Below are 18,290 nucleotides of genomic sequence, written 5' to 3' on the forward strand. Positions count from 1 at the left end.
AGTAACTTGGGCACACAGAGCCTGTCAGGCGCAGTGCGCCCTTAGGCTGAGGTTGAATGCTGTTTGTTTTTGGCGACCAGCTATCGCACGTTTCGCCCTCAGAGAGGACAAAATTCACTTTCTCAGCAACCCTCAATGAAGGCCTCTGAGAAAGTGGGAGGGTATTCCCTCCTCACTTTGATTGTTCCACGAGAGCTGTGTGAACAGGAACGCTCAAACTGCCCTTTTCGGGTGCAAAGCTCAAAGACGCATCAACTGCCCCGTCTTTTCAGTTCTTCGACCAGATGTTCAGGCACCTTACTCGCAGTACAGGCCAGCAATACATCGAGGCCTACCGGCTTGTGAAAGCGCTTATTTGACCAGGAATCGCCAACTGATGACTTTGCCCAGTCGATTGCTTGCCCAAGACGGTGGAACTGCCGCCTGCCTGTGTATCCCATACGACTATCCAAAGTAACACCCTGGAACAGTCTCCAGTACATCGGAGGAATGCGCTTAGCAAGCAGTAAAAAAGGCGTCTCCGGCACTGTAGCCCTTCTACCTTTGTTCCGATGATACAAATCCAAAGATGAATGGAATTGGTTCATAGACTCTCCAAATAAAAACGGCCACCCCCGAAGGGATAGCCGTTTGTCGTTTCACTTCCTGTTAAGCTGCAAAAGCAGTCAATGACCGCTCCATCAACTTAAACAGTGTGCGTTGCAGAGCTGCCGCATCATCAATGACAATGTTCTTTTGGAACAGTCCTGACACTGCGGTAGTCTCTACCCCTATGCCGATCACCTCAACATCGCTTCGTTCACAGAGGTCAATCACTGAGCGACATGCCGGGGCGCTTTGAGGCTGCCCGTCAGTCACTACGATCAACATTTTTCGCTCTTCACGGGTCTTGGTGAGTTCAAAAGCTGCATACCACATAGCTTCCGCCATAGGCGTACCGCCAGTTGCTTTGAACCCAAACCGACCGGCCCGATTCTGAACCGTATCTCCATGCTTCACGACACTGAACACTGGCTGGTTCCGGTTGCCACCAAAAAAGGTGACTGCCGGGTTTACGCCGGGTATTGCTTCCAGAGCCATCGAAATAGCCAAGGACGCTTCCCGCGCAATGTCTTGACGCTCCTTTCCATTGGCGGCCTTGTAGGCCATCGAGGAGCTCATATCAACCAGGATGTGAACCGCCGTATTAGGGCGTTTCTTGGCTTCTGGCTTGAGGAATACGCGGGTATCACCCGTCACTACACGATGTAGTTTCCGAGCATCCACACGCTTCCCTGATCGTTGGTTACGGTGAGCAACTCGCTGGCTGGCCTGGACCAATCCGTAGAGCTGCGTTCTTATCTTTGAAGTGGTGCTCTTCACATCCCCTACCAGGCTTTTGCCAACAGCAGGGTTGTCCTGGGTGTTCACAGCAGAGCGAACAGTCATATAGCTACTGTCCCCCTTATCTTGAGCCACCCGGTTGAGCTCGGCTTTAAGTGCATCATGCGCGTCACCACGCAAATCACCGGCACCGGCATTCAGAACCTGCTGGAGCATTTTGGCCGCGTCTTGTTTCGCCGCGTCAGAATTGCCACCAGCCTGGCTTTGTCCTGCCTTGCTGCCACCATCAGTATCCGACTTGCCTTGGTCGCCCTGTCCTTTCGGATCAGATTTCCCGTTAGCATCGTCTTGCTTCTGGTCTTTACCTTGCTGATCACCACCATTGGCATCAGGCCCTTGGTTTTGATCGTTACCACTTCCGCCCTGACTGTTCTGAGGTTGGTTGCCACCAGCATTCTGCTGGTTGTTACCATCCTGACCATTCTGGGGCTTTTGCTCTTCTTTCTCCTTTTCCTCCTCGATCATCTTGATGATTTGGTCGGCCAAGGATGTCACCTCTGCGGTTGACTTAGTGTTCACAGCCTTACGCAGTAAAGCGTTCAGCCGAACAACAACACCCTGAGGGAACACGCGCTCGAATACGGGGGTAGCCGAATCGAGATAGGGTTGAAGGACGGATTGCCCTACAGCCTTGGTTTGCAACCAGTACAAACAAAACCCTGTCAGAATGGAGGCAGGGGCCTCTTTGTCTGTGACGTGCTCGTAATGACCAGCTTGAGCCATATAGCGAGCAACCTCATTCAGGGTCTGCGACGTACCGGGGAAGAGTTCCATCATGGCCCGTTCTATGCGGCAGTCCTCCAAAACGTTGGACAACTCAGCATGAAGACCTCTGCGGCGCTCAACACCAAAGTCCGTAAACCGGACATGGGCTGCTTCATGGGCCAAATACCCCCAGACAGCATCCATGTGAGGATAGTCGTCGGGGATATTCGGAACCACGATGGTCTTACCATCGGTGTATGCGTCATCGTTACCGATGGCGACTTTGACACCGAGTTTTTCACCATAGGCTGCGGCCACGATTGGTAGAGCGCTGTAAATGGTGCGTTTTTTGGACATATCTTTTCTCCTGGTAGGGAAGGAGATAGTCCACCCCTGGAGGGAATGGCTATCCCCTCCGGGTCGGTTTAGTTGAAGTGACTATTAGAAGAAATAGTCGCCATCGTCGTCAGTTTTAGGCAGCTCCTGGTTGAGAGGCTCCTCTGTCGTCTCCTCTTGGACAGGCTCTTGCTCTACCGGAGTTTCCTCAGGCAAAACCAGCTCATCCTCAACATCAACACGCTCTTCTCGAACCACATCACCGGCATTGGATTCATCTTCCGATTCACCCTCGCCTCGTTCTGCAAAACTCTTGAAGAAGTTGTCGATGTCTTCATCCAGGTCAACAGAGTTACCACCGCTGTTAGTCTGTTCTGATTGAACAGATTCAGTACCACCTACCTGTTGCTGCTTGGTTTCGCCACCCTCTGTTGCAGGGATAAGCTCACCGGCTTTATCGCTTTTCTGTTCGGCCTTTTCATCTTTAGAACGGTCCCCCATCTGGGCTCCCGAACCGCCAATGTCATTAGCCATGCCCTCTACAGTAATCGAGCCATTGGCATACTGCTCGATGCGGTCCCTCTCGCTCATGATCAGCACTGCGGCCACGACCTGATAAAAGAAAGGCGCAACGATGTTTCGGCCATCGGCATGTTGCTCGTATCCCCGGAGGGTTTGGTCGAGCAGCTTGACCAGAGGGTTAAAAGCGCTGTTCAGGAAGCTAAGCCCATCCACCTTGTCGCGGATGTTACGGAGTGTCTGCCGAGTAGTGACCGCACATTGGTCTCGACCGGCCAAACGTTCCATATAGAACTTATTCGCTTCCTGAACCACTTCGGAGATGAGATCGTCACCCAGGCGCTCAACCTTGCGGTTAAGGCGTTTGGCGTTGGCCTCATCTTCGTTCACAGGCTGGATCATGAACACCTGGTACTCAAAGCCAATCCGCTCCTCGACCGTTTCCTTTGGAAGGGCTCCGGCACGGATAGCTCGTTCATACTCAGGGTTCTCCTGACACCATTCATCCACGGCTTTGTTGTAACCTTTGATGAAATCCTGTTTCAGTTGGTTAAACTGAAAGTTGATGTCATTCAGCTTGTTACAGATTTCATCGGTCTTGCTGACGGGTACGGCAAATCCGTTCATGAACGGCATACCGAATTTCAGCAGGAGGCGACGAGTTTCTGTTTTCAGGCGATGAAAGCCTTTCAGCTTAGCCGGATCACAGATCTTCTTACTTCCCAGTTGAGCTACTTTCTCAGGTGGAATTTCACCACCCTCGCCCAGCTTGAGATCAGATGCAGACAAACGGGTTTGTCCACTCCAGATGTCAAAGTCTACGTGGATAACACAGAGGCTTTGTAGATGGTTCACTTTAGTCATGATGCACTCCAAAAAGTTGGGGGCGCACCACGTCCCGAACCGGGCGGATGCGCCCGGTTGGGCTAGTAAATTAACGTTAATTTGCTGTTTGTTTTTGGCGACCAGCTATCGCACTTTTCGCTCTCCGAAGAGAACAAAATCTTGCTTTCCGTTGGAGACTCCCAGAATCCCCAAGGGAAAGCGGGGGAAAATCCCCCACTCACCAGTAGAACGTCTCTACTTCTTCCGGCAAATCATCAAGAGGAGCAAGCACGTCCTCATCAACAATGTACCGTGGCTTCACAGAGCCAGTAACCGTTACACGGCACCGCTCTGATGACTTCTCTCTGTACTGGTCAACATCCTCAGGCTTCACGCCTGACGCCTTATCAGCCAACAGCTTTTTGTAGTCTACCCGGCCAGCCGCTTTGTATCTCGTTACCATCACACCGCAGTAGTCGGCATGGAAGTATTCCCCCATGAGGGACTTCATGGTGTCGAGATGAGGCTTTTGCCTTTCTTGAAGCTCAGACAGTCGCTGTTTCAGCTCCTGAATCTCTGCATCATAGAGGCGGTATTCCTCAGCAGCAGCAATCCAACGGTTGACCTCTTCACCTTGCGGTATGTACAGGTCTCTCTCTGGATCTTTGTCGGGCTCCTTCTTGTCTACTACCTGTTGCCAGAACTTTTTAGCCTCGGCCAAGATTTCTTGAATCATGGCTTCGTCTCGGAGTATTGGAAACTCCTGAATCTGACCTTCAAAGTAGAAGACTAACCAGCCTTGCTTGGCCCCCGTTACCAGGAGCTGGTGTTGCACCTGCGGGTAATAAAGCTGGTATGCCTTGCTGTTTGCTTTCTCAGCACAAACATCTTCCCAGACAGTCGCACTCGGGCTTTTCAGCTCGACGGGCTCCCCGTTATCTCTCAGGCCATCCAGGGAGGCCCTCATGAGCGGGTATTGAACCGATTCGACACAGGCGGGGAGCAGCATGTCATCATACTTCTCCTCGAAAGCGCGTCTTGCAGCATCTTCGTTTTCTATCCCCCGGCGAACCAGCGGATTAAGACTCAGATCGACTTCACGCGCATACCCAGTCTTCTCGGCCCACAGTCTCCATCGTGTTTTGTACGGAGACCGATTGAGCAGGATAGCGGCGTCAGTGGCTGTTACACCTTGACGCCGCCAATCAAGCCAATCTTCCTCGCGTTGCGATAGGTTGACTATTTTCATGGACCTCTCTCCAATGGTTAGGAGGGAGATCTCCCCCAGCGGGGGAGTCCCCCCCGTTGGGGTTAGTAGTAACTGCCTTCCGCGCCCTCCTCTTCTGTAACAGGGATCATGTCCTCGTCACTCAAAGGCGGCATTTCTTCGGCACCAGGTTCAGCATTTGCAGAACCACCAGCGGCGGACTCTTGCTCGTGCGCTTCCTGGTAGTCAGGTTTCGGAGGCTCCATTTGATCCATCTCCTTGTCACGAAGGAATTGAGTCGCATATTGCAGTTCCGAACCTTCATACCGTCCCTTCACATACTCATGCGCCGCAGACCATGCGTTTTCAGCAATGGCGCGATTTGCGAGTTTGGTTAGGATCGGGTCAAGCTCTTTGTGCTCAATAGCCAAAGGCTCTTGGCTTTGAACTTGAGATGGTGAAGGGAGATTGGCAATAGCCGGGTTAATGGCCGATGCCTGCTCCATTTCACGGATGCGTTCAGCTTCATCCTGGTCATAAATACCAGAGAAACCAAATGCGACACGAGAACACTGGATCAGCGACTTGTGCCGGAGTTGACGCTTGGTGTGCGTTTGCCAGGGGCCATCAACAGTGTAAGCACCATTGCGACCTTGACCCTGAAACGGTTCACGGTACACCTCATCAATGAACTCCTTGATGCGGATAGGGCGAGATCTGTCCTTACGGTAAATCACGCATTCAATCCACTCAGGGCAGTCAACTTTCGCCCCCTGCATTCTGACCATCTTGTCCGAATACACGAACTCGACGCCATCATACTGGGGATGCTCGTTGATGATGCGGCTCCAACCATCAACACCTACTACCGGAATGATCCCATTTTGCTTGTCAGGAAACGCATAGATTTCCCGAGTGAAAGGGTTCAAACCGTACTGTTCAGCCACGATCAGGAGCGTCATCATCTGCTCATCGGTCGGGGCACTTCCATCTCGCTGCTTGAATGCGGTCGCCTTCAAAGTTTCATAGAACTTTCGGGTGTCCACGCCAAACCGGCTTGCGATACGGGTTACAAGAGATTTGTTATCAGACATGGTGTTTCTCCAATTCACGAATGAACGGTTTGAGGACACCATGACCCCCTCGGGGCATGAGTGCCCCCGTGGGGTTTAGTAAGAGTTGGCGGTGTTACCCGCCAGCCAAGTGGTGCAGCCGCATGAACGGGATGTCATCATCCCAGCCATCAGGAGCGGGACCATAGCCTCCGCCCATACCACCTTGCGGTGCTGATTGCTGCACAGGAGCAGATTGCGTACCGGCTCCTGTACGTTGCCCTTTTTGGGGCGCTGCACGTTGAGAGTTGTCCTGAGGTGCATTTCCACGACCACCAAGCATCTGCATTTCAACGCAGTGTACTTCGGTGGTGTAGCGCTCGATTTGTTGGCTGTCAGTCCACTTCCGGGTGCGGTTGCTCCCTTCGAGATAGACTTGGGAGCCCTTTTTCAGGTACTCACCAGCGACTTCCGCCAAACGACCTTTAAGCACAATACGGTGCCACTCAGTATGCTCTCTTTGCTCGCCAGACTGCTTATCGCGCCACGTATCCGTTGTTGCAACGTTGAAGTTGGCAACGGCAGTGCCGCTTGGCATGTAGCGAATTTCCGGGTCAGAACCGAGATTACCGACCAGAATTACTTTGTTGACGCCTTTAGACATCATGACCTCCAAGTTATTTGGAGAGGGCCAACGCCCCTTTCGGGGAGCAAGCCCCCGTAAGGGTTAAAAAAAGTGATCCTCTTGTTCGGCGTCGATCTCTGCCAGGCGAATCAGCTCAGATACAAGGCCAAGCCTTTCTGCATCTGCTCTTACTTCGTCGTAGCTGAAACCAAACCGTTCAATGAGGGGTTTTAGTGAATCAAAACGCTCGTAGTCGAAGGTATCACCCTGTTCATCACAGAATGCCACCAGCGGCTTCTCTACGTTTGAAAAGTCATCCGCGAAACGCTGTTGCAGGTAAACCAACATCAGCAGGGGTTTGTGACCATGTTCCGGGCGGAGTTCACCAGCGCCTTCCAGCGTAGCTGGATGGATAGTGTTTTCGCCTAGTCCAGTGCTAACCCCAAGCTCATAACCGCTGTCAGTACGCATCAGCACACTGGGTAGCAAGTCATTTGAGCCTTCGCTCCGAGCAACCTCAAAGCCGATTAAACCGGCTCCTTTGGCAAAAACCCCAGCAACAAAACCTTTGAAGAGGTTTATGTCACCTGGAGGTAACTCAGAGGGCGGAGATAACAGCCAGTTGAGAGATCCCAAGCTGGCTGTTTGTCCGGCTGAAACATTCCCCCCTTCCAGCACCGTCTGTGTCTCTGCGTTTACCAGCACCTCATCCAGAAAGGTGTACCCCTGGCTGAGAAACTGTGACACATACTGGCTTTCTTTGTCCTTGTAGGACATTGGGATCGTGTCTGGGCCGTTAGCTTCAAAAGGTCCTTCGAGCTTTGTCTCAGACCAATTTTCAGCTTTCCCATCAGTGACGGTTCGGCGTAGCTCGACCATCGTGAATTGGCCTGGCTCCGAGGAGCTGGGCTCCCGGAGCAACTTGTAGCCAATGAAGACTTCTATTGTGGTTTCGTCATTGCCCCACTCTTTAGCAGTGTAACGACGGCACAAACAGTCATTTTTCTTCATGCGTCACCTCTTAGCGCCATTGGTCCCCGAACACATCCTTCGCAACACGCAGGATGGCTTCACGCTCCTCTTTGGCCGCACGGATAAGCAGAGCTTGATCCAAGGCGTATTCAAGAGCATTTGGGGCACCACGGAACGCTAGAGACAGTTTCGCCCAACGCACCAACGTCCGAGTGGACATGGTGACGCTGATCTGACCATCTTCACCGTTTTCGCCAAGAAACAGTTTGCGGACCTGATTAGCAATCCGAACCATTCCCTTCCGCACATTTTCCGGAAGTTTCGGAGTAGCACGGCCAAGAATGCTGAGTTCAGCTTCCTCATCCGCATACCCTACTTTGGTGAAACGATAGCGATCCATAGCTGCGAGGTTCTGCATCATCACCCCCTGGTACAAACCAGAAGCATCACCGGACCCCGTAGAGTTACCAGTAACGACCACACGAAACATCGGGTGCGGCTTGATGATTTCCCCGCCATTCTGAGCGATCACAAGGGGACGCCCTTCAAGGACATCGTTGAGACCAGCCAGCTCGGCAGGGTCGGCCAAATCCACCTCGTTGATGAGGAGCAGATGACCTTCACGCATAGCGACTGCCAGAGGTCCATACATGAACTTCATGACAGGTGGTTGACCAGGCTTTTCCGCGACCAGAGCGTGATGTCCAATCAGATCTGTCAGCTCCATCCGCCCGTGGGCAGTGATTTGCTGAACAGGCCAGTTGAGACGACCAGCGATCTCGGTGATACCTGAGGTTTTGCCAGACCCGGTAGGGCCGGTTACGAACAATGCGTCACCGCCAGGCTCTTTGAGATAGGCCAAGACCTCTCGCAGAAACTCTTTGCGGAAAACGTAGTTGGTATCAGTGGCAGGGATGAAAGGGTTTGAACCGTCAGCGTAGCCGATGGCCGTTACCTTCTCCGGAATGCTGGGCATACCGAAAACCTTGCTTACTGAGAATTGAGAGTATTGAGACATAGGTGCGCTCCTATTGTGACAGGCGCACCACGTCCCGAACCGGGCGGATGCGCCCGGTTGGGCTAGTAAATTAACGTTAATTTGCTGTTTGTTTTTGGCGACCAGCTATCGCACTTTTCGCTCTCCGAAGAGAACAAAATCTGCTTACTGATGGTATTCACCATGAGTAAGAAGACTTTTAAGGAGCGAGGAGAGTAGCCTCTCCTGGAGGCTACTCCCTCAATGGACGAACATCACCACATCGTCGTTTTGACCAATGACCCCGGTTTCTTTGGCCCACTTCACTGCTTCACTGTGCGCCTGGTAGGAGCTGGAATACAGTTTCGGATCAAATTTCACCTCGCGTCCATCAGCCAGATAGATGATGCCTGCGTGATCGTCGTAAACATGAAGATTCTGTTGCATTCGACATTCCCCCTGTAGCTTGTCGTCAAAGCCAACTGACACCAGAAGACTTTGAGGACAAGCCACAGAGGCTTGACCAGAAAGAGAGGGGTTGCCCCCTCCCTTTGCGTTGACTATCAGCAGTAACCGAACGATTCAGCGATTCTCACGAAAGGACGAGAGATTGCCCAACCAGCAGGGATACACAAAGCGATGATAGCGATTTCCATGATGTTGCTCCTAAGCAAAAAGGGGCAACATCCCCGTCGGGGTATGGTTGCCCCGATGGGTTTGAAAGTGTCGAAGATTACTCAGCGACAGTTATTACCAAACAAGTTCCTTGCCCTTACGAAGGTAAGTCGGGATTTCGAGATAATCCCAGTCAGGTTCTTGTTTAGCGACTTCTTGAACTTGAGTTACCTCAGGTTCAACGACTGCTTTGGCTTGTTCAGCCTTGGCAGCACGTTCTTTGATGACGGCCTGTACAGACCGCATTGCAGGAACTGCGAATTTGTTCCAAAGGAACAAACCGATACGCTGGAACACTTTAGCGAGAACGATGAAGGAAAAAGCAAATGCCTTCGCGCCTACGTACAGTGCGCCCAGAGATGCAAGCAGAACTACAATGAAAGTGATGATGTGCATGGTGTTGCTCCTATGTAAAAAAAACAGGGGCAACACCCGAAAACCGGGAGAAGCCCCCGGCTTGGGGTTAAGTAATGCCATACGGCATAAGACTAGATGCTGTTTGTTTTCGGAGACCAGCTATCTCACTATAGCCGCAGAGCGACTAAGATGATTCAAATATAGCTCACCTTTGCTAAACAGAAAACGCTGTAACTGTCCATTTTGGGCACTTCGAGAGGTCAGGTTACAGATTGACCGCATTTATCCTTTCCAGTGCGTTTATCTGTACCTCAAATTTAGGAGTATCTCTAATGGCAGAAGCACAAGTAGCACTGGACACAAACAACGACCGCAGCAACCACTACTCTCGCCCTGTTTTCAAGCAAGTTCTGAAAGTAAACAGCCTCCAAGCTCAGCGCGTCATGGAACGCAGCTTTGAGCGAGTTTCCAACTCCCTGTTCTCCATCGACGTGATCCTTCGCATCATCGGTGAGCAGGACGAAATCGACCAGGTTGAAACCGTCATCCTGGAACACATTTCCAAGGTCTCCGAAGACCTGGACAAAGCTACCGCCCAGCTCAACAAGCTGATGGAAGACAACGGCATCGACATGATGCCCGGCTACACCAACCCGAATGAATACACCATCGAGATCAACTCTCCTCAGGTTGCTCAGTTTGCACACCTGATCCGCAAACTGGATACCCTGATGGGGATCGTTGACACTCTCTGGCTGAACACCGTACTGACCAGCAAGCAGCGCACCGACGCCACTTACCAATGGCAGCAACGCCTCATCAAGCTGGCCGGTCGAATCATCGGCATCGAGAAACGGGCTCGCATTTCCGCCCACAGCAAAGGCAAAGAAGGTGAAGTGGCCGAAGCCGCTCCGGAATCTGCAACCGGCGACAAGGAAATCGCAGACGAAGCCGAGAAAACAAAAGCAGCATAACCCAGCCCAAACCTTTGCCCCTCGCCCGAGGGGCTTTTTTTTGTCTTTTATGGTTGCATTTTTTGATGCTGTGATATTATCGAAGTAAATCAGATTCAACTCAGGTAAGAACGGAGAACAACATGAAAAAGGCTTTAATCACCACCGTGGCTCTGGCTGTAGCAGCTCTATCTGGCTGTGCATCCACCAGCAGTTACGAACCCACAGCGTACAAAACCAATCACAGTCGCGCTTACAACATCGCGGAGGCCGGTGGCCTGGTAACAGGCATCCAAGACGCTTCTGTTCCGCGTGACAAGCTGGAGCGTCTGACCGACACCAAAACGTTTGGGGCAGCCTACGTGCTGTCTGGCTACATGTCCCCTCAGCTCGGAATGACCGACTGGCAAGGTGGCTTGGTCAACCTTGCGAACTGGGCTATCGGCCCCAAACAGCATGGCGCTCGCAATAGCTTGATCGCTTGGATGCCTGCTAACGAAGCAGTTTCACCGGCAGACGCTCAGGCCAAATTTCTTTCACATGTGAAAGTTTCCATTGAGTCAGCGCTGACTGATTTGGGTGCCAATTTCACGCTTCTGTATGACAAAGACGGTCGCCTAACCTATCAGTTCTACAAGAATGAATGGGGTTGCCCGACGTGGGTGAACGGACAAAGTAAGGTAGCTGACATGTGTTCCGTTAAGGTGAAAATCGTGGAGCCTCGCCTAGGGTCAGCTCCTAATTTTGTCTCTGGCGTTCAAGGTACAGCGTATGCCTTCACATCAGGCCATGAGACCGCATACAACTTTGTGAATGTCGGTAATGGGGCAGCAAGCCATGCTCCTCAGCAAGCGATCTACGCAGCTATTAGCAAACAGCTACCAGCTTGGGCCTACCTCTACCTTGCTCCAAAATCGGTTGAGCTGGATAATGGCGAAAAAGTTGCTTTCCCTTACCTTCTTGATCAGGGAAAAGCAGAGTTATTTGTTTACCCAGAAGCGTAATCAATCTACATGAGAAAGGGGCCGAAAGGCCCCTTTTTTTATCCACCACCAGTTGGCGCGCCTGTTTGAGGGTCTATGCTGTTTGTCGCCTCTTTTCGCTTCGCGTCAATATCAATCCCTTCCAACCGCTCCAACGCCCTTTCCTGAGCATTCTTCCGCGTCCCGTCAATATTGAAGTCATTCCCTGCTCCAGTCAGCGAGTCGAGATTTATTGAGGCCGGATCAGGGAATTTACCGTTCTGCTGTAATATCCCAAGCCACTCATCCAAATTAATTTTGCTCCAATCAATTTCGGCAATTTTATCTAGTGGAATCCCTTCACACTGAGGATTTTTGGGGTCTCCAAAGTTCTGCCCCAATTGAGGGCGAACCTGTTCTTGTATAATACGAGAGAGCGGAGAATTGAAGCAGCAATACGCTTCTCTTTTTTCAATACAAGCGCCCAACACCTTAGATTTACAATAAGAGCCTACATAGGTGCAATTCTTGAGCGCTCTTTTTGCGTTCATAGTGAACTCTTCTTCCTCGCACTTATAAATCATCTGGATCATCACCATCGCAACGACATAGACGGTATATATCGTCATGGCAGTGCTAAGCCATGTTGTCGCAGTCTCCATCATTGCTTCGGCAGCTTGTTCAGATGCTGCGGCAGCCGCCTGCTCTGTTGCTGCATCTTGGCCTGCTGATTTCATGACATCCATCATCACTTCTTTGACTTGCTCTTTGAGCTGGTCAATGAGTTGATCAACAAACTGCTCTACAGGCTGGAAGAACGAATCAACAGCACCTGAAACGTTCTCTATATAACTTGTGAACGGTTTTGTGACTTCTGTCCACCCTTGAAGGGCAGGTTCCCTAAGTACCTGATAAGCACCTTTAAGCGCATTACCATCAGTCAGCCCCATCACTGCGCCATCGAGCTTTGGAACGGCCATTATTAGGTTCAGATAATCGGCAAGAGATATATTGGTTGGCTTTTCACAGCAATCAGAAACTCCCCCAACAGCTATCTTGCATTCGCCAGCTTCCCCTGCAAAAGCAGAGCAAATAACGTTTTCATCCCCGGTAGGATTGTCATCCCCATCTTGGCCTGTGCAGCTCATATCCTGCGTCATGAATTGGGCTGCATTGAGCAACGCAGTAGCGCGAGCAAAATCAGTGCTTTGTGTTTTGGTCAAATCAAGGCAGTCATCTCCCATGCAGCGTATAGGCCCACCGCACTGGTACTCAGTTTCCTTTTCCAAGGTCGGAACAGAAACATCTGTACCACAGTCATAAGTATCCTCGTGGACGTAGCACGTACCAGAACTTCCCTGAGCACCATCAACACATTTGGAACTGATGAAGCCGCACTGAGGGTTTTCTTCATATTTCTGACAGCTATCGAGATTCCCGCCCGTGTTTACCGGACAGTGCGTTTCACCTTGAGGGTCTGTCCAGCAGTCCATTTGCCCCTTATAGAAGTCATAGTCAGCTTTAACTCGAACCTTTTTGCATAGTTTTGGAATACCAGGCAAAGGTGACGGCTTGAGTTGAGATTCGCAAACTTTGATCCCATTGATGACTGTGCAGCCAGTAGCATCAGTCGGGTCATCTATACATGTGATCTCGCCTTCCGCAAAACCATCTACCACCCCTTTGGCTGAATCCATGCAGCTCTGTGGAGCCCACTCATCCTTGGTAATGGCTTTCGATGGGTCATAGCGGAGTTTTATGCGGCCAAAACCCTCACCTTCGCCACTTACTGAAACGCGGATCTTAAACGTAACAACATCACCATCTTTCACGTTCTTAAAATAGGGAGTGACATCAACATTAGGGTTTCGCTCCCAACTCGTGGAGAGCTCACATCTACCGGCTGTTTCTGGAGGGAAGTTGCCATCTGGGCCAGACCACACTTTAGTCTCTTGGCCGGACTTACCGACCCACACTTGCATGTAGTCATCCCACTTGGCGTATTCAAGCGTTGCAGACACTATGGCATCTGGATTGCTGACTTGGACCCGCGTGTACTCCTCATAAATCTTGCAGTTACCACTCCAGTAGTTGTCCCCCACTCGACCAATCCACAACTCAGTACAGCCTTCTCCACAAGATTTGAGGTTATATGGACCATCATAGTGCTTCACCACAGAGGCGTCGTAGTCATGGACAACCTCACAGTCCGCGCTTTGATCTACAACACGCTGACACCGTTCATACTCTGGAATGTGGGCGTTGATAGTATTCTGATTGATGGTTGTTTCGGCAGAACAATCCCCAAAGCCACCTGCGATGAGGTCCATATCCTCATAGGTCTTTTTGCTTAGATTTAGTACCGGGTCATTACTGAAATCAGGGCGTGATCGATTAGAGGCATCGAGAAGAACCTTGTATGCCGCACCAGAGATTGATGGATTAGCACTATTGGCATCACTCCACAGCGACCCTTTTGCATTATTCCCCACGCTGTCCATGTCATCGCCAGAGTCGTAAATGCCTTGCAGACCGCCCACATCAGGTTTATTGGCATCAGGGAAGTAATAACTATCAGGTTTATTGTTGGTCCCGCTCGTTCCGGGGAATAGATCATTGACATTAATCTGACTCCCCCCGTTCATTTGGAATTGACCGTCTTTCAACGTCGGCATAGAGATTGTGCCATCTTGCACAGTCCCCGAGCTCGACTTGAATGAGTTTGAGAGGTTTTGTCCGAAAGCCTGGGCCTCTTTACCCACCGCTGTGATGTCCTGGTCTTGGCTACCGTTAGCGTAGGAATGTATCGGCAGCGCAGACATGGTTACTGTCAACAGCGAGGCCACAGCTTTCATAAAGTAATTATGACTTCGCATTGTGTTCTCCATTTCAACCTTCCCATGCTATCTGAGAAGACAAGGGCCACCTGTACGTGTAGTGGCCCTTTTGGGGCATAATCTAAAATGCCCGTGCAAATTCGTTAGGGTCTGCTCAATTGTTACAGCAATCATTCCATCGCCAGATGGTGTAAATAGGGTCTTGCCCAATTGCCGGTATAGTTCGCGCCAGACCCCACGTAAGAGTGGATTCGCCAATTACGTGAGATGAGTTTGTCTCTGGAACCGGATGCAATAGCGTGAATTTGTACTGCGTTTTGGGTAGTGTTGGGCTAATAACGCCTCTACACATAGCCTCAGAACCCATTGTCTTCCACGCTAACCCCCGGCGATGCAAAGCAGCCAGAACCCTTGTGCTAAGAAGACTGCTATCGCGGATAACACCTTTTCCACCATTCTGGTTGCCACTAAATGGATACAGGGTGCCCCATGAACCAGCACACCAGAAAAGCTGTTTTAAAGGTTTTCCAGCGGTTGATGAGACAGCATCAGCAGTACACGCAGCCGCCGCAATTGGGTTTGCTACTGCCGCCGCCTCTGGATTGGTAAAAAAAGCGAGCTCATCATTGTTCCAGGTCGGGTCGAGCTCCGACATGTACATGATGTCGAGATCCATATACCCATCAGCATTACAGGTCTGCTTAATAAATAAATCGAGCATCACCAACAGAGGAAACGCATAGTAGTGATAGTGCATAAAAGAACCATCACCACCATCCATGTCTCCCATGCCATGATGCCCTTGGTTAGTCCTATCAAACGGGAACCTGACACCATTCAAGACTGATGAGCAGCCAGGCACTCTCTGAAATTCAACGAGCCGTGCTGGCTCCCACATAGAAGTGGTGACTCCAGGCCGAGGGACCCCTAGATTATCCTCGCACATACACAGAGGGTTGCTTACGGCTTCACTCGGGAATGATCCGCCTCCACCACTTATAGGAACCCCTGCTACTTTGATAGGGAAAATACAGCTCCAGCAGATGTCAGTAATCAGTTTTCCGCCGATCACTTCCGCATTCTGGCACCCAGGGTCAGCCGATACCGAACCAACCCAAAAGACCGCGCTAACGGCCATGATCCGTAGAATTTTTTGCATCATGGTAAGGCCTTTACGTAATTCAAATTTTTCTCCATGACAGCAGGCTTCCCGTGATAGAAACCTTGTTGCCATGACAGTCCAAGTAATTTGGCGCTCTCCCCCAATGGGAAGCTCTCCACCTGCTCAGCAATGAGCTGTATGCCTTTTCGGCGGCAGTGGAGGATGGCCGGGTAGTCTTCAAGCGACCGCAGTCTTCTCGCGTCAAACTTGCAATAGTGCCAGTCATAACGGCTCAGGCGATCCAGAGAAGAGTTTTTGTCTCCATAGTCATCCAGCGCCAGCTCAACCCCTATTTCGGTCAGAGCCTCCCATCTCGATGCGAGAGAGGCGTCCTGAATGCCCTCTGTAATCTCGATGACAAGCCGTGATGAGTGATTTTTAGCAATGTCGCGGACAACCCTACACCACGCCTTGAAGATGACGTCTGATTGCAAAGTTTGTTCGGAGACATTCAGAAAGAGAGCCGGGTACAGATCCAAGCAATAATGAAGGTTGTCCTGAATGAACCGTGCCATCTCCATATCCACCAGTCCCCAATAAGGAGGAGATGACAGAGAGGATGGTGTAAGAACCCGGCCTTCGTCGTACCAACGAGCCAGTACCTCAGCAGCGACAAACGAACCTGTGCCGACGTCTTTAATTGGTTGGAAAGCCGGGGCAAAAATCATTCACCGCCCTCCTCAGCAAGTTCGCGGACAACAAACTTCTTGCCTCTGGCAGTAATGACGCTCGGTGTGTGCTCCAGCTCGAACCGGGTAATCAGATCTGGCGTCAGCAGATATACCGGCGCGTCAAAGTTGTCGGTGACACTCTTGTAGGAATCCCAGCCTTTGTCTTTGTCGAACTCTGTGGCGATATAGGTGATCCGTTGTACGCCAGGCTCCAGCTTGATTTCAGGCAGCTTCTTGGCGAGTAGTTCCATTTGCTTTTTGTCCAGCGGGTCGAAAACTACGACCGCTTGGGTAAATGGCCGCGTTCCAGGCTTGCAAACTTCCTTCGGATCGCACAATGGGTTGATCACGTCACCCGCGTGAGCGAACACAGTGCCATCCGGAGTGCTGATGTCACTGGTGATCATGACGCTAGGGTCAATTTCTCGTGTTCGAGATTTTGGCGCTCTTGGCAGCTCATTGAAATTCTGCTTGGTCCAGAAGCGCTCTATAGCCTGTTTCTTCTTCTCTTCCCAGTCGATATTGGCAAGGCGTTTCTTGGCAACATCAATAAGGTCTGGCTCACTGATTTTCTCCACCGGCCCCTTAACGCCGAGATCGCCTTTTTCTCCGTTATCCACTTCCCGAGCCAACCATACCGGGTCGGACAACCCGGAGACCTGGGCGACGACGTTTGGTTGTTCGCCAGGCAGCGGCTCATCCTCCAGCATCACAATCGTGGGAACGGCTGTGATGTTGTACGTTTTGAACAACGTAGGGTTGATGATGATGTTCGGCACTGGGTCTTTTTTGGCCGCGAGCGCCTGAATAGCTTTAACTCCCTGCCCCAAGTTCATTCCTTCCGGGATGCCACGGAACACAATTACAGAATCAGGCTGGCCTGACACCGCCGTTAGGACGTCATCTAACCCCTGTTCGCCAAGAGACAACGAGGCGAAAACCAGTATCCGATGGTCAGAGTAGATACCCTTTTCAGCCTGTTTCCGGTGCATCTCCTTGAGCGTTGGGTTAGTAGTTTGGAGCTGCTTGAAAAATGCCTTGGCTTCGGCCTGAGCCTCGTCCATGTGTTGGTTTTGCAACAGAGATGGCATTTCCATCTTCTGGGCCTTTTGGGCAATTTGCTTTCCTTGCTCAATAAGCGCCTTATCCTGCTCTGTGAGCGGAGACTCTTGAGCGTATGCCCCGCCAGCCACAGAGAACATCAACGCCACCAGAACGCTCTTAGAACAGGGGATATGCGCGGCCAATGATCTGATCATTTTTCACAGTCCCCCAGTAACGTGAGTCGAAGCTGAATGGGCTTTTGCCCATAAACCAGTAGTTGTTCTCTTTCAGCGTGGTCTTGCCGTAAAAGTGGCTCTCTGGCAGATGTAGTTTCCCTGCGAGCTGGAGCCCCTCTCCGACGACATCACCATTGACGGTGATCTTCCACTTATCGTTGATCTCGACTTTATCCCCCGGCATACCGGTGAGGATTTTGACCATGCGAGTCCCGTCCTTGTAGAAAGGCTGCATGTTCTTGGCTTGGAAGGCGTAAACCGCTCCCCTCTCCAGAGTTTGGTCGTTCAGATCAATGAGGAAGAAGGTGTAACCCGGCAGGCACTTCTCCTGTTGTGGATCAATGCCAATACGGTAGCGGCTGGCAAAGGCCGCACCAGCAGCCCAAAGAACCACTAGTGTCACACCTGCCTTAACCCCGAAGCGCTTCCAGGATTCCTTTTTGACGAAATACTTCTTGAGTGGAAAATTCATTTCAGCACCTCATCAGGGAGGTACACGTCACTTGGAGCCCCGACGACAGCACTTGCGTCAAGGACCAAATAACCTGCGTCTTTCAACTTCAAAATTGCGTCATTGGTCTTGACCATCAGCCTTTCAACTTCCTCCTGAGAGGCACCAGCGGGATACGCCGACGCCACTTTAGCGAAGTCAACCACGACCACTGGCGGGGTTTGATTCAAACGCTGATGGATGCTTGCCGTTTGTTCGCTCATCACGTAGTAGCTACCGCCGAAGCCACCAGCGGCACCGAGAATGGCGGCGATTGCGATTGATTTAATGTCCATTACTGTC

At 51.2% G+C, this 18,290-nt stretch carries 18 protein-coding genes; 2 read left to right on the plus strand and 16 right to left on the minus strand.

Going from position 1 to position 18,290, the window contains the following annotated elements; translation table 11 throughout:
• Positions 1 to 251 precede the first annotated feature (251 nt).
• From R7M72_RS18275 to R7M72_RS18320, 10 genes are all read right to left on the minus strand, one after another.
• Entirely contained in the window at positions 252 to 587 is a 336-nt protein-coding gene (locus tag R7M72_RS18275; RefSeq protein ID WP_001447572.1) for a hypothetical protein, read from the minus strand.
• 61 nt (positions 588 to 648) lie between these two features.
• Positions 649 to 2,445 (minus strand): VWA domain-containing protein, encoded by a 1,797-nt coding sequence (locus R7M72_RS18280; protein WP_000039319.1) that lies wholly within the window; start codon positions 2,443 to 2,445, stop codon positions 649 to 651.
• Positions 2,446 to 2,529: 84 nt separating this feature from the next.
• Positions 2,530 to 3,807: a DUF3150 domain-containing protein gene (locus R7M72_RS18285; protein ID WP_000170087.1), complete on the minus strand. Its 1,278-nt coding sequence runs from the start codon at positions 3,805 to 3,807 to the stop codon at positions 2,530 to 2,532.
• Between the two features lie 199 nt (positions 3,808 to 4,006).
• Positions 4,007 to 5,017: a YqaJ viral recombinase family protein gene (locus R7M72_RS18290; protein ID WP_000706865.1), complete on the minus strand. Its 1,011-nt coding sequence runs from the start codon at positions 5,015 to 5,017 to the stop codon at positions 4,007 to 4,009.
• 62 nt (positions 5,018 to 5,079) lie between these two features.
• Positions 5,080 to 6,069: a phage recombination protein Bet gene (gene bet / locus R7M72_RS18295; protein WP_001282585.1), complete on the minus strand. Its 990-nt coding sequence runs from the start codon at positions 6,067 to 6,069 to the stop codon at positions 5,080 to 5,082.
• A gap of 94 nt (positions 6,070 to 6,163) precedes the next feature.
• Positions 6,164 to 6,694, minus strand: a complete 531-nt coding sequence (gene ssb, locus R7M72_RS18300) for a single-stranded DNA-binding protein (protein ID WP_000987165.1) — start codon at positions 6,692 to 6,694, stop codon at positions 6,164 to 6,166.
• A 60-nt stretch (positions 6,695 to 6,754) separates the two neighbouring features.
• Complete coding sequence (locus R7M72_RS18305; RefSeq protein WP_000739139.1) at positions 6,755 to 7,663, minus strand: hypothetical protein; 909 nt, start codon at positions 7,661 to 7,663, stop codon at positions 6,755 to 6,757.
• A gap of 10 nt (positions 7,664 to 7,673) precedes the next feature.
• Complete coding sequence (locus tag R7M72_RS18310) at positions 7,674 to 8,642, minus strand: AAA family ATPase (protein ID WP_000085160.1); 969 nt, start codon at positions 8,640 to 8,642, stop codon at positions 7,674 to 7,676.
• Between the two features lie 219 nt (positions 8,643 to 8,861).
• Positions 8,862 to 9,047 carry a hypothetical protein gene (locus R7M72_RS18315; RefSeq protein WP_001186917.1) on the minus strand — a complete coding sequence of 62 codons (186 nt, stop codon included), beginning with the start codon at positions 9,045 to 9,047 and terminating at the stop codon, positions 8,862 to 8,864.
• A gap of 303 nt (positions 9,048 to 9,350) precedes the next feature.
• The gene (locus R7M72_RS18320) at positions 9,351 to 9,671 is read right to left on the minus strand and encodes a hypothetical protein (RefSeq protein ID WP_000547566.1); all 321 of its coding nucleotides are present in this window, start codon (positions 9,669 to 9,671) and stop codon (positions 9,351 to 9,353) included.
• A gap of 293 nt (positions 9,672 to 9,964) precedes the next feature.
• Between R7M72_RS18320 and R7M72_RS18325 the strand changes: the two genes are divergently transcribed.
• On the plus strand, positions 9,965 to 10,606 hold the full coding sequence (locus R7M72_RS18325; RefSeq protein WP_000796664.1) for a hypothetical protein: 642 nt from the start codon (positions 9,965 to 9,967) through the stop codon (positions 10,604 to 10,606).
• Between the two features lie 122 nt (positions 10,607 to 10,728).
• Entirely contained in the window at positions 10,729 to 11,589 is an 861-nt protein-coding gene (locus R7M72_RS18330) for a hypothetical protein (RefSeq protein WP_000709517.1), read from the plus strand.
• 38 nt (positions 11,590 to 11,627) lie between these two features.
• Here the strand turns inward: R7M72_RS18330 and traN are convergent, their stop codons facing one another.
• The 6 genes from traN to R7M72_RS18360 all read right to left on the minus strand — a co-directional run bounded on the left by traN (position 11,628) and on the right by R7M72_RS18360 (position 18,283).
• Entirely contained in the window at positions 11,628 to 14,423 is a 2,796-nt protein-coding gene (gene traN / locus R7M72_RS18335) for a conjugal transfer mating pair stabilization protein TraN (protein ID WP_001256484.1), read from the minus strand.
• Between the two features lie 115 nt (positions 14,424 to 14,538).
• The gene (locus R7M72_RS18340) at positions 14,539 to 15,546 is read right to left on the minus strand and encodes a TraU family protein (RefSeq protein ID WP_000983282.1); all 1,008 of its coding nucleotides are present in this window, start codon (positions 15,544 to 15,546) and stop codon (positions 14,539 to 14,541) included.
• A complete protein-coding gene (locus tag R7M72_RS18345; protein WP_000575345.1) occupies positions 15,543 to 16,214 on the minus strand; it encodes an EAL domain-containing protein in 672 nt (223 codons plus the stop codon). The genes R7M72_RS18340 and R7M72_RS18345 overlap by 4 nt, the downstream gene beginning before the upstream one ends.
• Complete coding sequence (locus R7M72_RS18350) at positions 16,211 to 17,476, minus strand: TrbC family F-type conjugative pilus assembly protein (RefSeq protein WP_001447719.1); 1,266 nt, start codon at positions 17,474 to 17,476, stop codon at positions 16,211 to 16,213. Before R7M72_RS18350 ends, R7M72_RS18345 begins: the two co-directional genes overlap by 4 nt.
• On the minus strand, positions 17,439 to 17,969 hold the full coding sequence (locus R7M72_RS18355; RefSeq protein WP_001010740.1) for a S26 family signal peptidase: 531 nt from the start codon (positions 17,967 to 17,969) through the stop codon (positions 17,439 to 17,441). Before R7M72_RS18355 ends, R7M72_RS18350 begins: the two co-directional genes overlap by 38 nt.
• Entirely contained in the window at positions 17,966 to 18,283 is a 318-nt protein-coding gene (locus R7M72_RS18360; protein WP_000351984.1) for a hypothetical protein, read from the minus strand. Before R7M72_RS18360 ends, R7M72_RS18355 begins: the two co-directional genes overlap by 4 nt.
• Positions 18,284 to 18,290 lie beyond the last annotated feature (7 nt).

Origin of the sequence: Vibrio sp. YT-18 (assembly GCF_033337345.1) — a bacterium.
Classification (GTDB): Bacteria; Pseudomonadota; Gammaproteobacteria; order Enterobacterales; family Vibrionaceae; genus Vibrio; species Vibrio alginolyticus.